Below are 18,988 nucleotides of genomic sequence, written 5' to 3' on the forward strand. Positions count from 1 at the left end.
CTATAGCGGGACAGATGGAATGGTATCCGTCTCAAGTGTTTTAGCGACCGTCAAGTCAGCATCGGCTTTTTCCGTCTCTTTAAGGTGTCGCCAGGCTTCGCCGCGGCTGCGATAGGCTTCAGCATGCTCAGGATCGCGTTGGATGACCTGGTTATAGTCAGCGATGGCTTTGGCATACTCAGCATTTTTAGCGTAAGCTACACCTCGTCTGTAATAAACTTTAGGGTACTCTGGCTTGAGTTCTATCGCCGTGTTATAGTCAGCAATGGCTTTGGCATGCTCACCGATGTAACTATAGGCGTTACCACGCCTGATGTAGTCCTCAACTATTTTCGGATTGAGTCTCAAGCTTGCTGTATAAAGCTTAATGTTTTCTTCCGCTTCTTCTCGGTTCTCGATCCGGTCAAGCGGATAACCGCCGTTCAGTTCTTGACATTGCCGTAGAAAGTTCATCGACCCAGCAACTCCAAGTGTTTTGGTAAGGACGCGCGCCCCAATTTCATAGATTTCGAGGTCTGTCATTTTCTGGATTTCGCTCTGGCTCGCTGCGAATCGATGGGCGCGGGCGCGTTCTTCAGCTTCCCTGGTGGACTCACGTTCGTGGATGTGTTTGGCGATGGTGTCAATATCTGGAAGATTCGCTAACAATTGGTGACGATCAACAGAGTAATCACCTGTACCCGGTTGGCATTGCCGGATAAACCACTGCGTTTTGGCAGTACCAAGTTTATTTATCAGGGCTTTCATCCCAAGTTCATAAATTTCACTATCGGTCATTTCCAATATGTTCATTTTCGCCTCGCCTCTGGAACCATACGTAAGGATTTTCAACTTGGACGTAAAGGTTTGAACTATTGCGTTTCGCCGTTCTAAGGAGCCTATCATCCGTTGTTAGAAAAATATTCGCGTCGCCGCTTTCCGCACAAGCGATATGCAGCGCATCCAATTCTTTAAACCCCAATACCTCTAACTGCTTACCTCTTGAGATTTCCGGCATTCCAACGGAAACAGTTTCGTTCACATCAGTTAGTCGATCCTTAATTTGGAAACGGTGCCCCAGGTTTGGGTTTTGCTCAACTTCTTCCTCTAAAGCATGGCTGGAAATCCAGTACCAAGAACCGGCGCGGATATGATCAAGGATTCGGCTAATAGCTTCGGATTCTTGACGAACCCGAGGGTGCGTTTGGACATCAAAAAGTCGGCTCAAGCAACAAGTATCGAAATAAATCGTCCAGATTTGCGAATCAGTTTGCACACGTGTCCGCCTACGCTGTTTTGTGATTTTGTATATTGCCTACAAAGGGATGCGGTTGAAACCTCATCCATAGAACAAGACTATAGTAGCAGTGCAAGTGCGAAAACGATTACGCCTGCTATCAACATCAAGCCTCTCCACACATTGATATACGGGCTTGGGTTGCGATATGTTTTGTCGTCAGGCGGGATTACCTCAAGGTGTCGTCGATAGAGTGAACTGTACAGTCCCCAAAAGAGTGTCATTACACCAAACGCCGCAAGTTTTGCGACGAACGTTAGCATATAGGCTTTGAAATCGTAATTTTCGTTCTGCGCCGCGAAAAACCCGTTATTCCATGCAACAATAAAGAATACCATCGCACCCGTTATCAGGAGTATATGAATCATCAATCGTATCCAGGTGCGAAAACGGTTGTGAACCGCCAAAAGGCTTTGCGGTGGCAAACTTTGCTGCAGGATTGGCATCGCGATGAATGTAGAAAAGATTACGCCTCCGAACCAGACTATTGCCGCTATTAGGTGGACGCTTCGGATGAAAAGTTCTACGCTTTCCCGCATTCTTCTTTAGAATTCCATTTTTCATAAATGATAACACATTCCACATTCAAAGTCAAATTTGATTTGGGATAAAAGTAAACAGCAGCTTTTTAGAAATTCCTCCTTAATTCTCGGCGCGGAGCGCATCAATAGGTGAAAGTCGTGCTGCTCGCATCGCAGGGTAGACTCCGAAACAAACGCCCATGAAAATCGAAAAAAGAACGGAAGTTAGCATCCAAGGTAAAGAAAGGACGACGGGCCACTCTGGCACAATCGGTACAATGCGTACAGCAACCCTCGCCATGCCATGCGCTGCTAACCAGCCCCCTACAATGCCGAATACCCCACCGCAGAGACAGAGACAGATGGATTCGGTCAGAAATTGCCAGAAAATATCAATCCGTCTTGCTCCAACGGATTTCCGCAAACCTATTTCCTGCGTCTTTTCGCCGACAGAAACGAGACAGATATTCATAATGCCGATACCACTGACAAACAACGAGAAACCTGCAACGCCACCTAACGCAATTTTCATCACCTTTTCAAGGTGTTCAAGTTGTTCGACAGTTCGTTTGGGCCTCCAATAACTCGTAAAATTATCGATACCCCTATGTCTTTGCCTAATCACCTTCCGGGCGGATTTAACTACATCGTAAGCCTCTGCATCTTTTTGAAAAAATATATTAATCCTTTCAACATAGCGGATGCCTGTAATACGTTGTTGATACGTTGTTATTGGAACGCATATCAGATCATCTAAACTCCCCCAGGTAACACTGAGATTTCTCCCTTTCGGTGCCATGGTACCGACAACGCGCATCCGAACGGGGGCTTGCCGCCAATGATTCCGAATTTTTACCTCTTGACCGATTGCGGAGGTATTTCCGAACAATTCTACCGCAACGTTAGCACCTAAGACGCAGACCTGCGTGGCGTTGTTGATATCGTTCTCGGAGAGAAATCTACCTTCTTGCAAATCATACCGCATAAGTTGTGCATAGTCAGATGTTACACCCTCTAGCGAGGCAGATCTGAATGCTCCACCTTGGAGGCTGGTGACAAGTATTCCATATCTTCGATTCCGGGGAAGGACACCTGTGACCTCCGGGCATTCTGCCTCAATTGCATAAGCGTCGCCCAAAGTATATCGCTCCGTTGTTGGATATCGCCGACCGCGTCTCCTCACGGATTGGCGTGTCCAGAGTTGCACTTGGTTGGCTCCCCCGAGTTTTTCAATGTCATCGGTAATGATTTGTTTCGCGCCATCGCCGATAGCCATCATGCACAGCACACTAGCAATCCCAATGGAAATGCCGAGAATGGATAACCCTGCACGGAGCCTATTTTCCTGGATATGCCGTATACCGGCAGCAATTGCACCAGAGAATTTCATGCCACACCCAAATCAACTTGAACGGATTAAGAGTCTATCCCCGCTTTCATATCCGAGAGCAGGAACGAGTACTGCTGCCGCAATCCATCTCCCCCCACACTCACAGCACTCAAGATTATCACCTAAGTACGTACAATTTGGATTTTCTCCATCACCATCGCAGCACTCGCTGCTTGAGAAGAGGGCAGTATCTGTTTCGCCGTCCCAGCGTTCTTGTCATCCATTTGAGTGAATTTACGTTGGATCGCGATTAACGCAAAACATAGGAATCAAATTTGTTGATATTATACAGAAAAAAGAAATATCCACCAAATTACATAAATTCAAAAAACTGCATCACGTTTTCAGATTGACAAAAATCAATGCGATCATTGCCAGGAATGCGCCGATAAGGGAGGTTCGGCTCAGTCGCTCATGGAGGAATACCATGCCGACGAACATGGTGAACAACACGCCACCGGAACTTGACATCGGGAAGGCAATCAAGGCACTCACCTGATCCAACGCGATGAGGAGCGCCCAACTCCCACCGACATTACAGACACCTATCAGTACGCCGTAGAAGACTTCCCACCAATTCGGCCATGTTCTCTGATAGAGGCATATCCCCAAATAGATAACCGTGGCGACACCGAACAGCAGACTCATATAGAGCGACTTTTCATCAATAGGACACATTTCGTTGAAGGCTTTCATGGTGAGTCGGGAGATGCCGGTAACCAGCAGAATTGTAATAGCAATAGCGAACCCCAACCCTTGAGGCACTTCCGGCTTGTCAGGTGTGAATGCATACGTCGGCTCTTTTTCCCGCTGGCTAAGGAGTGGAATCGCTACGAAGGTTAAGAGAAGTCCTATGGTTTGCCACAGGTTTGGAATCTCTTGCCAGAATATCATCGCCACCAGAATCGGTAATACGATTGACAGCCTGACGAGCGCAGCCGTGACGACTATCCCGCTGAGCTGGATACCGATAGTGAACAACTCAAATCCGAGCGCGTATGTCACGCCGTTTGATATACCTAACGCGAAGGTCAGCTTTGAGAATTCAAAATCTTGCTCCTGTGACAGAACCCAGATACTGATGAAAAACGCGCTGAGATAGTTGATAAAGCCGATAGGGTTTAAGCGTTGTTGGTTATTTTTGGCGTGTTTGAGGAAAAGCCCGAAGCCGGAAAGCAGGACGATATTGAGGGCGAGAAAAAGCATAGGCTTTAAAAATTGGAAGGTTGGAAGGTTGAAAGATTGGAAAGTCGGAAGATTGGAAGATTGGAAGTTGGAACCCTTTTCCATCCCTCCACCCTTCCAGCCTTCCATCCGAGATGCTTCCTCCCTTCCATTCTTCCAGCCAAGTCCTTCTATTCCTCCATCGGCAGCGCGACTTTAGTTTTCTCTTTCGCAGATTGATAGGTTGCTAAAACGACCTCTACGGCGTGTTTTCCACCCCTACCATCGATCATAGGGGTTCTATCTTCTCGGACACAATCAACAAAATGGGTTAGCTCACCGACGACACCGTGCGGTCCCTCGCGATCTGGAACAATTTCCTCCCAGTCGCCACCGCGTTTTTTGAGATAGACGAGATCGGCTGACATATTTAAACGGAGTGACCCCTCGGTTCCGTCAATAATCGTATCGTTGGTGCCGCGTGCCCCGAGGAAACCACCCCACCGCAAAATACCGACCGCGCCCGAATCGTAACGGATGAGAGATATAGTATAATCCTCCCAATCGTCATGCCCGGAAAAGCTGCCGACCTCGGCGGCGACAGTCAGAGCCGTGCCACCGAACCAGTTAATCAGATCGGATTTGTGGATACCGTTTTCCAAGAGTCCACCGACGGTGCCGTACCAACTATCGGGACGGCCGCGCGGGGCGTTATAGGGACCCGAGTAGTCGGTTTCGATGTAGGTGATGTCCCCGATGTCACCATTATCCACCATCTGTCTACCGAGTTCATGGACAGGATAGAAGCGTAATACCTGTCCTACCATCAGATGCGTTCCCGCCTTATCCGATGCCTCAATCATCGTATCTGCTTCGGCAAGCGTCAAGGAGAGCGGTTTTTCACAGAACGCATGCACACCCGCCGCTGCGGCATCAACGACGACTTGTGTATGTGCCACAGGCGGTGTCGCCACGACGACAGCGTCCACAACAGCAAACAATTCCTGATAATCTTGGAAGGCGCGGATCTTATGCTGTTCAGCAACGGCTTGCGCTGCGTCCAAACGAAGGTCAGCCACACCTACAAACTCACAATTTTCAACGTTAGGGAGCGCGTTGCAATGGCCATTTCCCATGCCACCGACTCCAACTACACCTATACGAACCATTTTCAACCTCCTCTATTCCCCTAAAGAATCCGAGAACTGATATGTGCCATCCCGATTTATTGAGATCGTCGGCAATTTCTGGTACTGTTCAAACCAATTATATCCGATTCTCAGATTTTTCCAAAAGTTTATCAGAGTCTCATCATTTGGAAAAGTGTTTTGTAAGCGGGACATTGCACGATCATCTAATTTTGTTGGAAAAATATGCACCGGGATTTTTGCGTGTCCATTTGATTTCGTTTGAACTGCTAACCAATAGACCTCCTTAATATATTCATCAGTGATTGGAACACAGCCGACCGTGACACATCCGCCGTGTATAAATATATCACCCCCGAGTTCGCCTTTTCTACCCAAAATCTTATCCGCTTGGTTTGGATAATTAATCCCAAGTGATAGGTAAAAGTTGCTTTCGGGGTTAAACCTATCAATATAATAAAAGCCTTCCGGAATTTGCAAGTCGCCCTCGCGTCTTTTGGGCCCCAAATTTCCTGATGTGCGGCAGATACGGTAGGACTTCACAGGTTTGAAAACCGCCTCGGATGTTGAAAACGCCCAGACCTCCAAGACCTTTTCCTCTTTGAAGACTCGGATAAAGAGCTTCTGTGGCGGATAGGGGATACCCTGGTTTGCAAACAGACTGCGAAACTGGTTGTCTTTTTCTTCAAACGCTGTCCGGACGCGAGGGTATCTTTGCTGTTTGTCTTTGAAGCTTTGTGGCTCTGTTAGTTGGCAAGCAAAGGTCATCATAAAACTGAGGGAGATGATGAGGTGTAGTTTCATAACCTTACAAGTTTTTTTATCGATGGCACAAGGACTGCGCCTACTGCTTTTCTCGGTGTTTTACGAGTCCGATTATAATTGAAACCGCTATGACGATCCCGAACCCCCAAAACAGTGCCTTGATACTTCCAGTCACGCGATCACCGAGGTAGGAATAAAGTAGCGTCGCTGGCAATTGTCCAATTCCGGTGGCAATGCCAAACCATAAAAACCGCATGCCAGTGAGTCCCGCACCGTAACTGATAGCGTCAAAAGAGATGACTGGAACCAACCGTGCGATGAGGACTGCATGTTTGCCGTATCGTTGAAAAAACTGGTCAGATGTGTTGACGGCAGATTCACTTAATAATCTAACAATGACAGGGCGCCCGAGGAGGCGCGCGATAAAAAAACAGAGGGTAGCCCCCAGCATCGCACTGCTCCAGGACAACGCTGCGCCCCACCAAACACCAAACAGCAATCCGTTTGCAAAGGTGATCAGGAATGCTGGCAAAGGAGCAATCACACTCTGAAAAATCATCAGGACTGCTGACACAACAGGCGCAAGTGCTCCATAACTCGCGATGTACGCCCGTGCTGTTTCGAGACTGTGAAAAGCAGCGGTGAGTTCAAGAAGATAATCCCAAACCTGTTTGTGGTAGACCCCGAGAAGTACTAAACCAACCAGTATCACAGGCAAAAACACAAGGAAACGCTTTTTATGGACGGAAACCGAACGGAGTCTGCCTATGACTTTACACATCTTTTGCCTGCTGTATCAATGCCTGATTCATCTTGTCCCGAAGTGCTTGCACCTTCTCATCTGTCCAATCGTAGAAACCCTCCTTAGACTTCACACCGAACTTGCCTGATTCAACCATTTGTCGGAGAAGCGGATTGATGTCAGCCGAACTATTGAGGTCCTTATAGAGCTCTTCAAAGGCGGCAAGCACGAGGTCCCAACCTGCGAGTTCAAAAACCTCAAAGGGACCGGCGACACTGAGTCTTCGTCCGAAACTATTCCGTACGACGAGGTCCACAGTTTCTGCGCTGGCAATGCCTCGCTCTACAATAGAGAACGCTTCACGAATCAGGGCGGCTTGCAACCGCGGGCCGACAAAACCGAGCGCCTCTTTCTCAATAATTGCCGGGGTTTTACCGATAGCCGTTAGGAGTTCAAACGTCACAGCAACTGTTTCATCAGAGGTATCGGGACTGCGAATCAGTTCAACCAATGGAATCAGATAGGGTGGATTAAAATAGTGGGTATTGAGTATCTTATCCTTGCGTTTCGCGTTTACGCCGATTTGGCTCGGCATTAATGCTGTTGTATTGCTTGCCAGAATCGTGTGGGGCGGGCATATCGCATCTAATTCTTCAAATATCTGCTGCTTGAGTGGCAGATTCTCAGTGACGGCTTCAATAACAAAGTCGGCATTTTCGGCGACTGTTGCGAGTTCGGTGGCAGTCTGAATCCGCTGCAGCGTTGAAGGGATACTCCCCTTTTCAATAACGGCATTTTCTGCAAGCACATCGAGATTTTTCTCTATTTGCGTGCGTGCCGTTTGAAGTTGTTCGTCGGTGACATCATGCAAACGCACGTGATAGCCTGCACTTGCGAACTCTTGCGCGATGCCGTGTCCCATCAAGCCCGCGCCGATGACTGCGATGTGGGAAATGTTATGAATTGTCACTTTTTCTCCTTTCACCGGCAATAACGATCGTAAATTCGCCCCGCGGTGTGGTACTCTGAAATTTTTCCAATGCAGCACTGACCTGTCCGCGGAAGATCTCCTCAAACTGTTTCGTCAACTCGCGCGTGACAACGATGTCGCGTTCACCCATCACTTCAAGAACATCTTCAAGGAAACGACAGAGTCGATGCGGGGACTCAAAAAGAATTAACGTTCGTCCTTCAGCAGCGAGGGCACTCAATTGACGTTTTCTTTTCCCTGATTTTGGAGAGAGAAAACCTTCAAAGGTAAAGTTGTGTAAGGGCAGCCCAGAGATGGATGCTGCGGCGATGGCTGCTGATGCACCGGGAATGGGAACGATTGGGATTTCTGCGGCGATGCATGCGCGTAGGAGCGGATACCCCGGATCGGAAATAATAGGCGTACCAGCATCTGAAACAAGGGCAATTGCTTCGCCTGTTTGCAAGCGTGCAATCAGTTTATCAGATTTTGATTGCTCGTTACCTTCAAAGTAGCTTGTCAGTGGTGTTTGAATATCATAATGCGTTAGCAGGCGACGTGTCTGACGCGTATCCTCAGCAGCGATGAGGTCTACCTCTTCAAGGATGCGTAGCGCACGCAAGGTAATATCCTCTAAATTCCCGATCGGTGTACTCACGAGGTAAAGTGTGCCGGGTGGCGTGTTCATTTTATTAGTTATCAGTTATCGGTTATCAGTTGTCGGTTAAAGAGGTTCTGACTCATACTAAGTATTTCTTTTTAACCGACGACTGACAATTACTGACTACCACTCCCCTTGCTATATTGGGCGTTCCATGCTAAATTAACGACAATGAAAACGACCTACGCTATCATAAGTCTTCTGTGGTTGATAACGCCAGTATGTGCCAAGACGGAACTCCCATTTGAATCGACACGCCCGCTCTACGTTGGGGCACGGGCTTTAGGTATGGGCAATGCCTTCACCGCTGTCGCCGACGATGCCAGTGCAGGTTTTTGGAACCCTGCCGGACTAATTCAGTGGCAAGGTGTGAAACTCTTCGCGGTCAATAAGTTTCATGACCGAAGTGAGTACCGATTTGACCCAAAAGGGATCGGCTATAGTTACCGCGGCTATAGCCTTTTTTGGGGAAACAAAATCGCGATCGGTGTTGACAGTGGCGTTCCTGATTTCAACTATTATGGGATCGCTCGCCAACTCGGTCCGTATGCTGCAGCCGGATTGAGTCTTAAGTTCAAGCGAAGACACCCTTCCAATGTCTATCAATTTTTCGGCTACGAGACGACGTACGATCTCGGAGTCCTTTTCAAACCACACCCAGATTTCAAATTTGGGTGTCTCGCTCAGAATCTGGAGGGCTTTGGTATTCAATGGCTGACGCTCGGTATCGCCTATCGTTACGCGGAACACTGGTTGAAAAGCGCGCCTTGCGAATTTTCAGTCGATGTCGCTGTCCCCACAGCAGGCGAAACACCTGAATTATACATCGGTGCGGAGTGGCATCCCCTCCAAGTACTCCACATCCGTCTCGGTAGTTCAAACGGTGTCTTGACAACCGGAATAGGCATTGCGTGGAAAGGGGTTGGTATCAACTACGCCCGAATTTTTGAGAAGCCCTCCACATCGGATTTTATTGGGATAACCATCAGTCTTTAGTAGTCAGTTATCAGTTAAGATGTGCTACACCCAAGTCCAGGTCTCTTTTAACTGACAACCGATAACTGACAACTGAAAACTATTTATCACCTGTCTCTTTCCAGTCCAATACCTCTTGACTCCATTCAAATTGTTGCAATGGACCAAATTTGAGATTGACCGTTAAACTTTTCGGTGTCGGCGAACTGTCGAATAGATTGAAATCACGAACGACAACATAAGTGTGCTGTCCATCGGTAATCGTCTTGCACGCCTCAATGAAGTCGTCTAAGTTACGGATCTGTTTTCCGTTTATATCAAGGATAACGACCTTAGAGTTCCCATTCCGCTCCTGCAAACCGACCCGCGAGAAACTACTACCAGCAACGGCATGGGGTAAATAAACACCGTCGGCTTCCAAAAAAAGTATGCGACGCAGCTGCGGTGTAATATCGTGAAAGATCGCGCCACCAAACCTGACAAAACGACTGACCTTTTTTGCCTCCAAATCTTCCACAGGGACATCAATGCTCAGATTTTCCCCATTCCGATAGAGGTCTAAATTGACGCTTTTTCCAACGTTCTGATTCAGGACAGCATCGAAGGTATAGAGATCGTCCTTGATAAGTTCACCATTGATACGATAGATAATATCAGATGCGCGAAGGTCGGCTTCACCGGTCGTCCGCGGGACAATGGATTCAATTTGGATGACCTTGGGTGTCCCGGCTTTGGAGGGACCAATCTCTTTTCGCAGAGCGGCGGGAAAATTAAAATGTTTGATGGCTTCACCAATAGAGACGAGTTCCAGATCCACACCGATTTCGCCGCGTTGGATTGACATTTTGTTCCGAATCAATTCAAGCGCATCGTAGAGATAGTCGATTGGCAGTTCAAAACTGGAGGTATCCGTGCCGCGCGCATGAATAGCGATAACTTTGCCTTCGGTATTCCAGACGGGGCTTCCACTTGAGCCACCCGTCCGGTCAAACGTGGTGTGAATGTAACTGGAATGCCGGTCCCCTTTGTTAACATTGAGGTTCGTAATTCTTCCGAATTTGATGGTATATTCCTCTTTCTCGTTGTTCCCAATGAGTAAAAGTTCATCACCAAGAGAGAGGGAATCCCATTCGCCGAGTTCAACCGCCTTGAGTTCAAAATCGACCTCGGCAGGATCAATTTGATAAAACCCGAAGTCGTGTGTCGGATCGTAGTAGAGAATGCGCGCTTCCGTAAAACTACCGTCGTGAAAGTTAATTTTGACGTAAGAAGGGCTGCTGCCGGTGACATGGCGGTTCGTGGCGATAATACCGTGCTCCGCATCCACAACAAAACCGGTGGCAAAATTTGTGCCCTTCACTTCCGTTTCAAAGACGACCTCTGAGGAGGTTTCGACATTTACCACCATCGGTTTGTAGGCGGCAACCTGTTCTGTCCAATCGTGTTGGGCATTGGCGTTTATAACCAGCGTAAAGAGCAGGAACATCGCCAAAATTGCACTGCTTGTGTAGTTTCTAACCACACTTCTAAAAATTTGTTTCATGATCATCCTTTTCTGCTTTGGAACGTTTTTTATTTTTTTAAGAGTTTAGCACAGCGGTGTAGAGATGTCAAATCATTTTTTAAAGCCGATTAAACATAAGCGGATAGGGGTTGGGAAACGCAATCCCTACAGTTCCCTCCGCGTGTGCAAATAATTACGGGTTCTACTGTAATTGGGTGCTACAAGTACTAATTGTCTGAATCGCGGATTACACGGATGACGCGGATGACGCGGATTTTAATCGACTTTCATTGAAGATTTTACTCCCATAATAATGGCATCTATAAAATAGCAGCTCTTGACGGTGCTTCTCAAATCTGATATATTATTGACACTTTTACATAACAAACTCCAAAAACTTGTAAACTACATCGAATAGTCTTAAGTAGGAGAGGAACTTGAGAAATGGCGACACATCACTTTGAACCAACGGTCTATTATACGGCGATTGGCGCGCATGAACCGGTACTCCATATCGAGAGCGGCGACACCGTCTTCACAACTACCGTGGACAACGCAGGGTACGATGCCAACGATACACAGGTCACTGAAAGAGGCAATCCACAGACGGGTCCTTTTTATATCGAATCGGCAGAACCGGGGGATACACTATCCGTTCATTTCGATCGGATCGTCCCGAACCGTTCGATCGGACGGACGGCTATGGTCGTTGCGCCCAATGTTTTGGATCCGCACTATGTAGCATCCGAGATGCCGGAAGGCGGTCTCGCAGAGTGGCACGTGGATGTAGAGAAATGGACAGCGACATTGATGACCCCAGAGACGCAGTTGGGTAAACTCACACTGCCGCTTGAACCGATGGTCGGATGTTTCGGAGTGGCACCACCTCGTGGGCAGGCGATTTCGACAGCTACCTCCTCTACACACGGCGGAAATATGGATTATCGCGGTTTTCAGGAAGGTGTCACCGTCTACTTTCCCGTTTTTGTCTCCGGCGCGCTCTTCTACCTCGGCGATGGACACGCCGTGCAGGGTGACGGCGAAATCGTCGGGACCGGTATCGAAATCTCTTTCGACGTTCAGTTTACGGTTGAAGTGCTGAAAGGGAAAGGCATCAACTGGCCCCGCGCCGAAAATAGTGATTACATCCTGACAGCAGGCAACGCGCGTCCGTTAGATCAGGCAGTGCAGCACGCGACGACGGAACTACTCCGGTGGTTGGGTGAACTCGGTTTGGAGAAAAGTGCAGCACACATCCTTTTAGGACAAGCGGTAGAGTACGATATGGGTAACGTGTTCGATCCAGCGTATACGATGGTCTGCAAAATCAAAAAGTCGATATTACAAGATATCGGGATTATGTAATGTGTTTGGCGTGCCATCAAACGAAAACTGTGCTGCATTTGGCGAAACAATTGAGATTGTTGTTTACTATTTCTTATCTGCCTAAAGAAGATTAGAATTCGCGGTCAGGATCGCGATTTCCTGAGTTTTAAAATCGCCATCGTTTGTTATTAAGGTGAATCCGTTGCTTTTGCAGATTTCAGTTATGACCTGATCGTTAAAGTCTAAATTACCGGTGGCATAATCAGCGAGCAGAGCGTTCATTGGTAACGCTCTGAAGCTGCTTTCTACCTTTGAACAAGAACTCAGAACTAACTCAACATCAGCAGCAATATCTTCAGCAACTGGTTTAAAATACGAACTGCTGCGAAAAGTTTTGAAGGTGTTCGGATAGGATGAGGCATCTCTCCATTTCAACCGAGCATAAGCGTTAATGAATTCTGAAACAACAAGCACATCAATATAAATTCGGCTTTTTGCTCTCAAAATACGGTTAAAGACGCTTGCGTAGATAGACCGCCAATAAGATCTCCGTTTCGGCGGTCCGTATAGATACAACCAGATATTAGAATCCAGAAACAGTTTATCTTGTGGGGTGAAGTTATAGTACCGGACATCAGATGCCTTATATGTCATAGTCATCATCCTCTAACACCTCTTGAAATATTTGATTGAATCTCTGCGGATCCTTGAAATACAATTTGGCATTACGAGTGACGCGGTCCAGGAAAGCGAGGTCGTCTGGTGCTATATCTTCCACTTTCAGTAGAGAACGGATCTTTTCCTCACTGAATGTTCCGTACAATTCACCAACTGCAGCAGTGAGGAAAGGCGTTGTTAATGCTGTGACGTTGTGAAACGAGAGGACAACCTCTTGATCCGCCCTCAGCGCAGCGGCAAGGTGTTTATGAACCTTCTCGCCATCGTCGGAAGCAACGCAGAAAGGGCTGCCCACGACTTCAAACATGGATATTCTAATATTTTCTGACATAATTATCACCTTAAAAATGTGTAAGTCCTAATAGATGTAAACTGTCCAAACTTTAGTAATATCATATCACAAAAAATCGAGAAATCCAAAGAAATACGCGAGAAAAACTTTATTAATCATAAGTATTTTTGGTATTCGTTAAATCTTGCCCATTCTTCCACACTTCCAAAATTATCTCACAGTTTCGTGTGAGGAACAACTTGCGTTATAATAGCCATTCTAAGATTTATTCATATCCAATTCCGCCATAGATCTGAGATTCAATAACGGTGTCATCACGCCGCCAGCAGCGGGGAGGACGACCCCCGTATCGTAAAGTTTCATCGCAGAAATGGTGGCGTGTGCAACATCTTCAGGCGCACCCGCGCGGACCATAAAGATGTAGCCTTTCTCCGCCGCCTCCTCATAATCCGGGATACGGACGCGCGAGAGGTCCGTATCAATCACCCCTGCAGCGATGCCGTTGACCTTAATCCCGTGCGCCGCCAATCGTCCAGCAAAGGCACGCATGCTCATCTCCAATCCTGCTTTTGAGATACAGTAGGCTGTACGGTTGTCGGATGCCATGATATCGGAAATCGAGAGCGTGTAGATAATGCACCCGCGGATCTCGTTTGCTACCATGTAGTTTGCGACGCGTTGTGTGAGGAAATGGGTTGCCTTGAGGTTCGTATTGACGATCAGATCAAACTGTTCCGGGGTCTCCTCAAGAATATCAGCGATGCGGGTGATACCAGCGTTATTGATGAGGATATCAACTTTTCCGAAGGCATCGTGTGCGGTGTTAAGCAATCTTTCATGTGCATCAAGGTCGCTGATGTCGGCTTGGATGATAACCGCTTTCCTGCCGAGTGCTTCCACCTCTTGTTGCACGGATTCAGCGGCATCACGGTTTTGGTTGTAGTTGATAAGCACGTCGGCACCTTGGCGTGCCAATTCGATGGCGATTGCGCGCCCGATGCCTCGACTGGAGCCAGTTACGATTGCGGACTTGTCTGTGAATGAAACGTCTGTTGCGAAAAATCCAAGGTCTTTATCTGTTGGCATATTTTCTCCATAAGTGTCAATTAAGGTTTCTACCTAAAATCCGGTGCGGTTCCAAACCGCACCTACCGGGCCTGGGGGGCGAGACGGCACACGGCGTGTGTCTAATGTAGTGAAAAGATAAGTTGGACAATTTTGTGAACGGCACACGGAGTGTGCCTACTACCTTTAATCTGAGTATGGATCCGCGGCATCGCGGAGGGCATCTCCTAAGAAGTTGAAAGCGATGACGACGATGAGTACTGGAACAGCAGGGAAAATGAGCCACGGATAATGGAGCAGCACGGTGACGCGTTGTGCCTCTTCCAGCAGAACACCCCAACTCGTCATCGGGGGACGGATGCCCAATCCCAAGAAACTGAGAGCGGTCTCGCCCAAGATCATACCGGGGATAGCGAGCGTGGCGATAACGATGATATGGCTATAACATCCGGGTAATAAGTGCCTTGTGATGATGTGCCAATGTCCCGCGCCTGCGGCGCGTGCTGCCATCACGAAATCGCTCTCCCGATACGCCAAGACCTTACCGCGCACCTGTCGTGCCAAACCACCCCAACGTATAATCGACAAAATGATCGTAATTCCGAAGTAGATTTGGATGCTCGACCAACCGGGTGGCAGTGCGGCACCGAGTGCCATCCACAGTGGGATGTCCGGGAATGCCGAAAGGATTTCAATAATACGTTGGATCAGGTTGTCCACCCATCCGCCCCAGTATCCAGATATCGTGCCGAGGATAGAACCGAGGACGATACTCAGAAACACACCGACCAAGCCGAGCGTCATTGAGACGCGCGCGCCGTACATGATCCGTGAAAACAGGTCGCGTCCCATCCGATCGGTACCTAACAGGAACATGGGACCGGCGGAACTGAAGAAATGTCTTCTGCCCTCCGCATCCTTAAAGAAGAATTCAACGGGATGCCGCTGCGTTAAATCCTTAGTGAATTCTAACTCAAGACTTTCTGGGTTGCGGACAGATTTTAACCCGTGCACATAGAAGCCATCTTCGACTGAGAAATGGAGGCGTTGGGGCGGCACGTGCCGCAGTCGCATGTTAATTTCGTTATAGTGATAGGGTGCGAAGAAATCTGCACCGATCGCAAGAATATAGAAGAGCAGCAGGAGGACACCAGCGATAAGCCCCATCCGATTTTTGCGAAACCGTCGCCAGATGAGTTGACGATAACTTAATTGTCCTACTTCCCCTGCATCTTTAACTTCTTCCCCAGTCTCAATTGTAGGTTCCATATATTAATCCAAATTGTGTAGCCCGTAATGAAATTATGCCTTAAATGGCATAATTTGTCTTTGCTTTACATGTGGAGGGCGGATAGGTGAAATGCACATCATAGACTTAACAGACGTTATTACTCCGCAAGGTAAAATTAAAAATCATTCATAGCGAATCCTCGGATCCACCCAAGCGAGGGCTATGTCTGCAAGCAGGTTGCCAATAACTAAAAGGAGACTCAACATCATAATTAACGTCCCCGCGAGATAGATGTCCTCGTTTAATAGACTGCGCAAGAGAATCGGTCCGACTGTCGGTAAGCCCAAGACAATTGAGACAATCGCTGAACCGGAGAGAATGCCCGGTAGGCTCATTCCTAAAATACTGATGAGTGGGTTGATCGCAATCCGCACCGCATGTTTACTCACCACGACGATTTCCTTAAGTCCTTTCGCTCGTGCCGTTTGGACGAAAGGTTGTCCCAGAACATCAAGCAAATTGCCGCGCATAATCCGCATTAGGCTTGCTGTCCCATTAATCCCGACAACGATGACAGGAATCCAGAGATGTTTGAAAAGGTCGTTCAGTTTGCCCCAGGTCCACGGTGCGCCCTCATAGTAAGCGGAGAACAGTCCAAACAGGGGAACACCGAAGATGTCAAACGCAAATACCATCAACGATAGTGCTAAGAGAAACGCTGGTATTGACATCCCGACAAAACTGAGGAAGGTGAGAAAGTTATCCGACCACTTGTATTGATGCGTTGCGGAATAGACACCGAGTGGGATAGCAACAACATAAGTAAAGATGAGCGATCCAACAGAAATCATCAGGGTAAAGGCTATCCTATCCCATATCAGTTCGTGAACTTCTCGCCTATATTCAAACGACTCGCCGAAGTTGCCACGTACAAAACCACCGATCCAGATAAAATAGCGTTTCCACAAAGGTTCGTTCAAGCCGTAGCGTGCCCGTAATTCTTCAACATGTGCCAGTGAGCTGCTATCGCCAAACTCCTCTTCCAACCGCTGAATTTCTCGGTCGAGGTAATCGCCTTGCGGGAGCTGGATAATAATAAAAGAGATAATAGAAATCGCCAAGAGTGTCGGAATTGCGATCAAACATCGGCGAATGATATAGGTAATTATGGGTGTATCTCCTTCTTATTAGTTGTCAGTTACCAGTTTTCAGTTTTCAGTTAAGGCACCCATTTAATGGAATCCGTTTGATATACAGAAAGTCCATCTTAACTGACTACTGAAAGGCTAACCTGCGGAGCAGGTTAGCCGAACTGACAACTGATAACTATTCCTTAGACAGCCAACACTGTTCAGGATAACTGGTCGCGGGTGTGACAATTGCCCACGGTCCTAAAATGCCGTCGTTAGGCACATTGTGAAAATGATCCGCTACAACCAAGAGCGATGGCGAACGCGCTGCAGAACCGAGGTGAAAGGGTCCCTCATCAATATGAATCCTGACGGCGTCCCGGACATACTGATGTCGCTGTTTTTCATCGGGTTCGCGCTTAATCTCATCGTATAAATCAAGCAACTTTTTTAGAGGTCCGGTGGCAGGTTCGCCCTTTTCACCGTCTGTTTCATACCATTTCCCTACCTTGGGGTGCCAGTACTTCGGGAGTGTCGGAAACACCCAATCGGGATACGTAAAGAGATCCATTTCCGCCTCACCGTGCATACTGATTGTGAATTTGCCGAGTGTGCGACGTAAACTCAATTCGGCACCCGGAGGTGTGTAGAGCAGCGTTTTTAAGCCGAGTTCCTCCCATCCGTCCTGAATAATCAACCCGATGTCATTCTCTTGGCTGTTAAGATTGGAACTTGGTACATCCATGAGTATTTCAATCGGGTCCCCATCTGGACGCAGCCTATAACCATTTTTATCACGCGCTGTGAGTCCCATTTCATCTAAGAGACGGTTTCCCGCATCAATATCAAAATCAGCGTCGGCTCGTTTCCATTCCTCAAAGAGAGCTTGCCCATCCTCATCGGCAAAATGCCACCCTTCTTGGCTGACAGTTGCCGCCTGCGGTTCCAGCAAGCCGCGCCATGCGATTTCGTTACATTTCACACGGTCAATGCCATAAGCGAGTGCCTTTCGGAATCGTTGGTCGCGGATGATTTTTCTTAAGACAGGATCGGGGGCAGTCCAATTAATTAGAATAGCAGGTTGCGCTCCGGCAGTGCTTTTCCATCGGCGAACCTTATAACCGCCCTTCTCCTGTCCTTTCAGATAAAGTGCGAGATCACGGAGTTCCATCCCACGGTACTGGCAGTCGATTTCGCCAGCGAGGATTTTGAGCACGCGCACTTGGGGTTCGGGAACCAAACTTGTCTTGACCCTGTCGATGTAAGGGAGTTGTCTGCCGAGTGTATCAACGACGTAGTAATACGGGTTGCGCTCCAATTCAACGCGGAAGCCTCCCTTTTCGTATTTTATCACCCGCCAGGGCCACAACGTTGGACGCTCCGGGTTCTGATGTGGGATGTTCGCTTTCTCGAATTGAATGAAATCGGCATATTCGGCGTTGCCATCTGGATGAAACTGCATCATGTGGTGTTTGGGAATGTTATACTGATTACACCACCAAAATCCGGTTGCCAGCCAAAGCGGTACGAGCCAGTTGGGACCGGCGAATTTCATTACAATTGTGTGGTCATCAGGAGTTTCGACCTCCATCGGGATGCCGTTTACCTTGCACCAAACCGGTGGGCTGTACTTGTGCCGGTCATCAAGACAGAGTTCATAATAGAAAGCAAATGAGGCTGATGTATAAGGGTGTCCATCCGACCATTTGACCCCTTTACGGAGATGTAAGGTCAACATACTGCCGTCTTCGTTAAACTCCCACGCTTCGGCAAGACCGGGTTCCAGACCAGAGGCATCAAATTTCCATCGGATGAGGGGTGCATACCCTGCTGTCATCTTCCACGTCCCTAAATCCGGATGTGTGTGAAACCGGTGCCATGTCCCACCGTATGGACCGGGACGTTCGTATCCGTCGTAATCGGTTTTAGCAACGAGCGGATTTTGGGGGAGCCGTTCTGAAAGCGGTGGGAGTTTACCCGCCTCGACCTGTTTTGCCCACATCGGTGCCTCTTTCGCCTCAACCCCACTTGGAAAATCGGAGGTGTCTTCTAATTGACCGCCTGAACACCCAAGAATAAGAATGGGTAAGATGAACAGTAGTTTAATATAATTCAGGGCAGATTGGAAAGTTCCTGTTGTTTTATGCATT

At 48.0% G+C, this 18,988-nt stretch carries 19 protein-coding genes; 2 read left to right on the forward strand and 17 right to left on the reverse strand.

The window, feature by feature from the left end; translation table 11 throughout:
• From OXH39_05905 to rsmI, 10 genes are all read right to left on the reverse strand, one after another.
• Nucleotides 1-792 (reverse strand): tetratricopeptide repeat protein, encoded by a 792-nt coding sequence (locus tag OXH39_05905; GenBank protein MCY3549977.1) that lies wholly within the window; start codon nucleotides 790-792, stop codon nucleotides 1-3.
• Complete coding sequence (locus tag OXH39_05910) at nucleotides 767-1,255, reverse strand: PIN domain-containing protein (GenBank protein MCY3549978.1); 489 nt, start codon at nucleotides 1,253-1,255, stop codon at nucleotides 767-769. The genes OXH39_05905 and OXH39_05910 overlap by 26 nt, the downstream gene beginning before the upstream one ends.
• Before the next feature lie 80 nt (nucleotides 1,256-1,335).
• On the reverse strand, nucleotides 1,336-1,815 hold the full coding sequence (locus OXH39_05915; protein MCY3549979.1) for a hypothetical protein: 480 nt from the start codon (nucleotides 1,813-1,815) through the stop codon (nucleotides 1,336-1,338).
• A 103-nt stretch (nucleotides 1,816-1,918) separates the two neighbouring features.
• Complete coding sequence (locus tag OXH39_05920) at nucleotides 1,919-3,187, reverse strand: ABC transporter permease (protein MCY3549980.1); 1,269 nt, start codon at nucleotides 3,185-3,187, stop codon at nucleotides 1,919-1,921.
• Nucleotides 3,188-3,523: 336 nt separating this feature from the next.
• Complete coding sequence (locus OXH39_05925) at nucleotides 3,524-4,501, reverse strand: DMT family transporter (protein ID MCY3549981.1); 978 nt, start codon at nucleotides 4,499-4,501, stop codon at nucleotides 3,524-3,526.
• Between the two features lie 41 nt (nucleotides 4,502-4,542).
• Nucleotides 4,543-5,520: a Gfo/Idh/MocA family oxidoreductase gene (locus OXH39_05930; protein MCY3549982.1), complete on the reverse strand. Its 978-nt coding sequence runs from the start codon at nucleotides 5,518-5,520 to the stop codon at nucleotides 4,543-4,545.
• A 12-nt stretch (nucleotides 5,521-5,532) separates the two neighbouring features.
• Nucleotides 5,533-6,303 (reverse strand): L,D-transpeptidase family protein, encoded by a 771-nt coding sequence (locus OXH39_05935; protein ID MCY3549983.1) that lies wholly within the window; start codon nucleotides 6,301-6,303, stop codon nucleotides 5,533-5,535.
• Between the two features lie 40 nt (nucleotides 6,304-6,343).
• On the reverse strand, nucleotides 6,344-7,045 hold the full coding sequence (locus OXH39_05940; GenBank protein ID MCY3549984.1) for a TVP38/TMEM64 family protein: 702 nt from the start codon (nucleotides 7,043-7,045) through the stop codon (nucleotides 6,344-6,346).
• Nucleotides 7,038-7,976: a 3-hydroxyacyl-CoA dehydrogenase family protein gene (locus OXH39_05945; protein ID MCY3549985.1), complete on the reverse strand. Its 939-nt coding sequence runs from the start codon at nucleotides 7,974-7,976 to the stop codon at nucleotides 7,038-7,040. Before OXH39_05945 ends, OXH39_05940 begins: the two co-directional genes overlap by 8 nt.
• Nucleotides 7,963-8,664 (reverse strand): 16S rRNA (cytidine(1402)-2'-O)-methyltransferase, encoded by a 702-nt coding sequence (gene rsmI, locus OXH39_05950; GenBank protein MCY3549986.1) that lies wholly within the window; start codon nucleotides 8,662-8,664, stop codon nucleotides 7,963-7,965. The genes OXH39_05945 and rsmI overlap by 14 nt, the downstream gene beginning before the upstream one ends.
• Before the next feature lie 144 nt (nucleotides 8,665-8,808).
• On the opposite strand from rsmI, the gene OXH39_05955 reads away from it, so the two are divergent.
• Complete coding sequence (locus tag OXH39_05955; protein ID MCY3549987.1) at nucleotides 8,809-9,633, forward strand: hypothetical protein; 825 nt, start codon at nucleotides 8,809-8,811, stop codon at nucleotides 9,631-9,633.
• Nucleotides 9,634-9,712: 79 nt separating this feature from the next.
• Here the strand turns inward: OXH39_05955 and OXH39_05960 are convergent, their stop codons facing one another.
• A complete protein-coding gene (locus OXH39_05960; GenBank protein ID MCY3549988.1) occupies nucleotides 9,713-11,155 on the reverse strand; it encodes a trypsin-like peptidase domain-containing protein in 1,443 nt (480 codons plus the stop codon).
• Between the two features lie 405 nt (nucleotides 11,156-11,560).
• Between OXH39_05960 and OXH39_05965 the strand changes: the two genes are divergently transcribed.
• On the forward strand, nucleotides 11,561-12,481 hold the full coding sequence (locus OXH39_05965) for an acetamidase/formamidase family protein (GenBank protein ID MCY3549989.1): 921 nt from the start codon (nucleotides 11,561-11,563) through the stop codon (nucleotides 12,479-12,481).
• An 81-nt stretch (nucleotides 12,482-12,562) separates the two neighbouring features.
• On the opposite strand, the gene OXH39_05970 is transcribed toward OXH39_05965, so the two are convergent.
• The 6 genes from OXH39_05970 to OXH39_05995 all read right to left on the reverse strand — a co-directional run bounded on the left by OXH39_05970 (nucleotide 12,563) and on the right by OXH39_05995 (nucleotide 18,987).
• Nucleotides 12,563-13,096, reverse strand: coding sequence for a PIN domain-containing protein (locus OXH39_05970; GenBank protein ID MCY3549990.1), 534 nt, complete (start codon nucleotides 13,094-13,096; stop codon nucleotides 12,563-12,565).
• Entirely contained in the window at nucleotides 13,086-13,451 is a 366-nt protein-coding gene (locus tag OXH39_05975) for an STAS-like domain-containing protein (GenBank protein ID MCY3549991.1), read from the reverse strand. The genes OXH39_05970 and OXH39_05975 overlap by 11 nt, the downstream gene beginning before the upstream one ends.
• 219 nt (nucleotides 13,452-13,670) lie before the next feature.
• Nucleotides 13,671-14,498: an SDR family NAD(P)-dependent oxidoreductase gene (locus OXH39_05980; GenBank protein MCY3549992.1), complete on the reverse strand. Its 828-nt coding sequence runs from the start codon at nucleotides 14,496-14,498 to the stop codon at nucleotides 13,671-13,673.
• Nucleotides 14,499-14,663: 165 nt separating this feature from the next.
• Nucleotides 14,664-15,746 carry an ABC transporter permease gene (locus tag OXH39_05985; protein MCY3549993.1) on the reverse strand — a complete coding sequence of 361 codons (1,083 nt, stop codon included), beginning with the start codon at nucleotides 15,744-15,746 and terminating at the stop codon, nucleotides 14,664-14,666.
• Nucleotides 15,747-15,890: 144 nt separating this feature from the next.
• The gene (locus tag OXH39_05990) at nucleotides 15,891-16,877 is read right to left on the reverse strand and encodes an ABC transporter permease (GenBank protein ID MCY3549994.1); all 987 of its coding nucleotides are present in this window, start codon (nucleotides 16,875-16,877) and stop codon (nucleotides 15,891-15,893) included.
• A gap of 157 nt (nucleotides 16,878-17,034) precedes the next feature.
• Nucleotides 17,035-18,987, reverse strand: coding sequence for an ABC transporter substrate-binding protein (locus OXH39_05995; GenBank protein MCY3549995.1), 1,953 nt, complete (start codon nucleotides 18,985-18,987; stop codon nucleotides 17,035-17,037).
• Nucleotide 18,988: the final 1 nt, after the last annotated feature.

This window comes from Candidatus Poribacteria bacterium (genome assembly GCA_026702755.1).
Lineage (GTDB): Bacteria > Poribacteria > WGA-4E > WGA-4E > WGA-3G > WGA-3G.

Bases quoted from the DNA above. Each gene is read 5' to 3' on its own strand.
- OXH39_05905 (MCY3549977.1), bottom strand. From the start codon at position 792: ATGAACATATTGGAAATGACCGATAGTGAAATTTATGAACTTGGGATG.
- OXH39_05915 (MCY3549979.1), bottom strand. From the start codon at position 1,815: ATGCGGGAAAGCGTAGAACTTTTCATCCGAAGCGTCCACCTAATAGCG.
- OXH39_05920 (MCY3549980.1), bottom strand. From the start codon at position 3,187: ATGAAATTCTCTGGTGCAATTGCTGCCGGTATACGGCATATCCAGGAA.
- OXH39_05925 (MCY3549981.1), bottom strand. From the start codon at position 4,501: ATGGAAGGCTGGAAGGGTGGAGGGATGGAAAAGGGTTCCAACTTCCAA.
- OXH39_05930 (MCY3549982.1), bottom strand. From the start codon at position 5,520: ATGGTTCGTATAGGTGTAGTTGGAGTCGGTGGCATGGGAAATGGCCAT.
- OXH39_05935 (MCY3549983.1), bottom strand. From the start codon at position 6,303: ATGAAACTACACCTCATCATCTCCCTCAGTTTTATGATGACCTTTGCT.
- OXH39_05940 (MCY3549984.1), bottom strand. From the start codon at position 7,045: ATGTGTAAAGTCATAGGCAGACTCCGTTCGGTTTCCGTCCATAAAAAG.
- rsmI (MCY3549986.1), bottom strand. From the start codon at position 8,664: ATGAACACGCCACCCGGCACACTTTACCTCGTGAGTACACCGATCGGG.
- OXH39_05955 (MCY3549987.1), top strand. From the start codon at position 8,809: ATGAAAACGACCTACGCTATCATAAGTCTTCTGTGGTTGATAACGCCA.
- OXH39_05960 (MCY3549988.1), bottom strand. From the start codon at position 11,155: ATGAAACAAATTTTTAGAAGTGTGGTTAGAAACTACACAAGCAGTGCA.
- OXH39_05965 (MCY3549989.1), top strand. From the start codon at position 11,561: ATGGCGACACATCACTTTGAACCAACGGTCTATTATACGGCGATTGGC.
- OXH39_05970 (MCY3549990.1), bottom strand. From the start codon at position 13,096: ATGACATATAAGGCATCTGATGTCCGGTACTATAACTTCACCCCACAA.
- OXH39_05975 (MCY3549991.1), bottom strand. From the start codon at position 13,451: ATGTCAGAAAATATTAGAATATCCATGTTTGAAGTCGTGGGCAGCCCT.
- OXH39_05980 (MCY3549992.1), bottom strand. From the start codon at position 14,498: ATGCCAACAGATAAAGACCTTGGATTTTTCGCAACAGACGTTTCATTC.
- OXH39_05985 (MCY3549993.1), bottom strand. From the start codon at position 15,746: ATGGAACCTACAATTGAGACTGGGGAAGAAGTTAAAGATGCAGGGGAA.
- OXH39_05995 (MCY3549995.1), bottom strand. From the start codon at position 18,987: ATGCATAAAACAACAGGAACTTTCCAATCTGCCCTGAATTATATTAAA.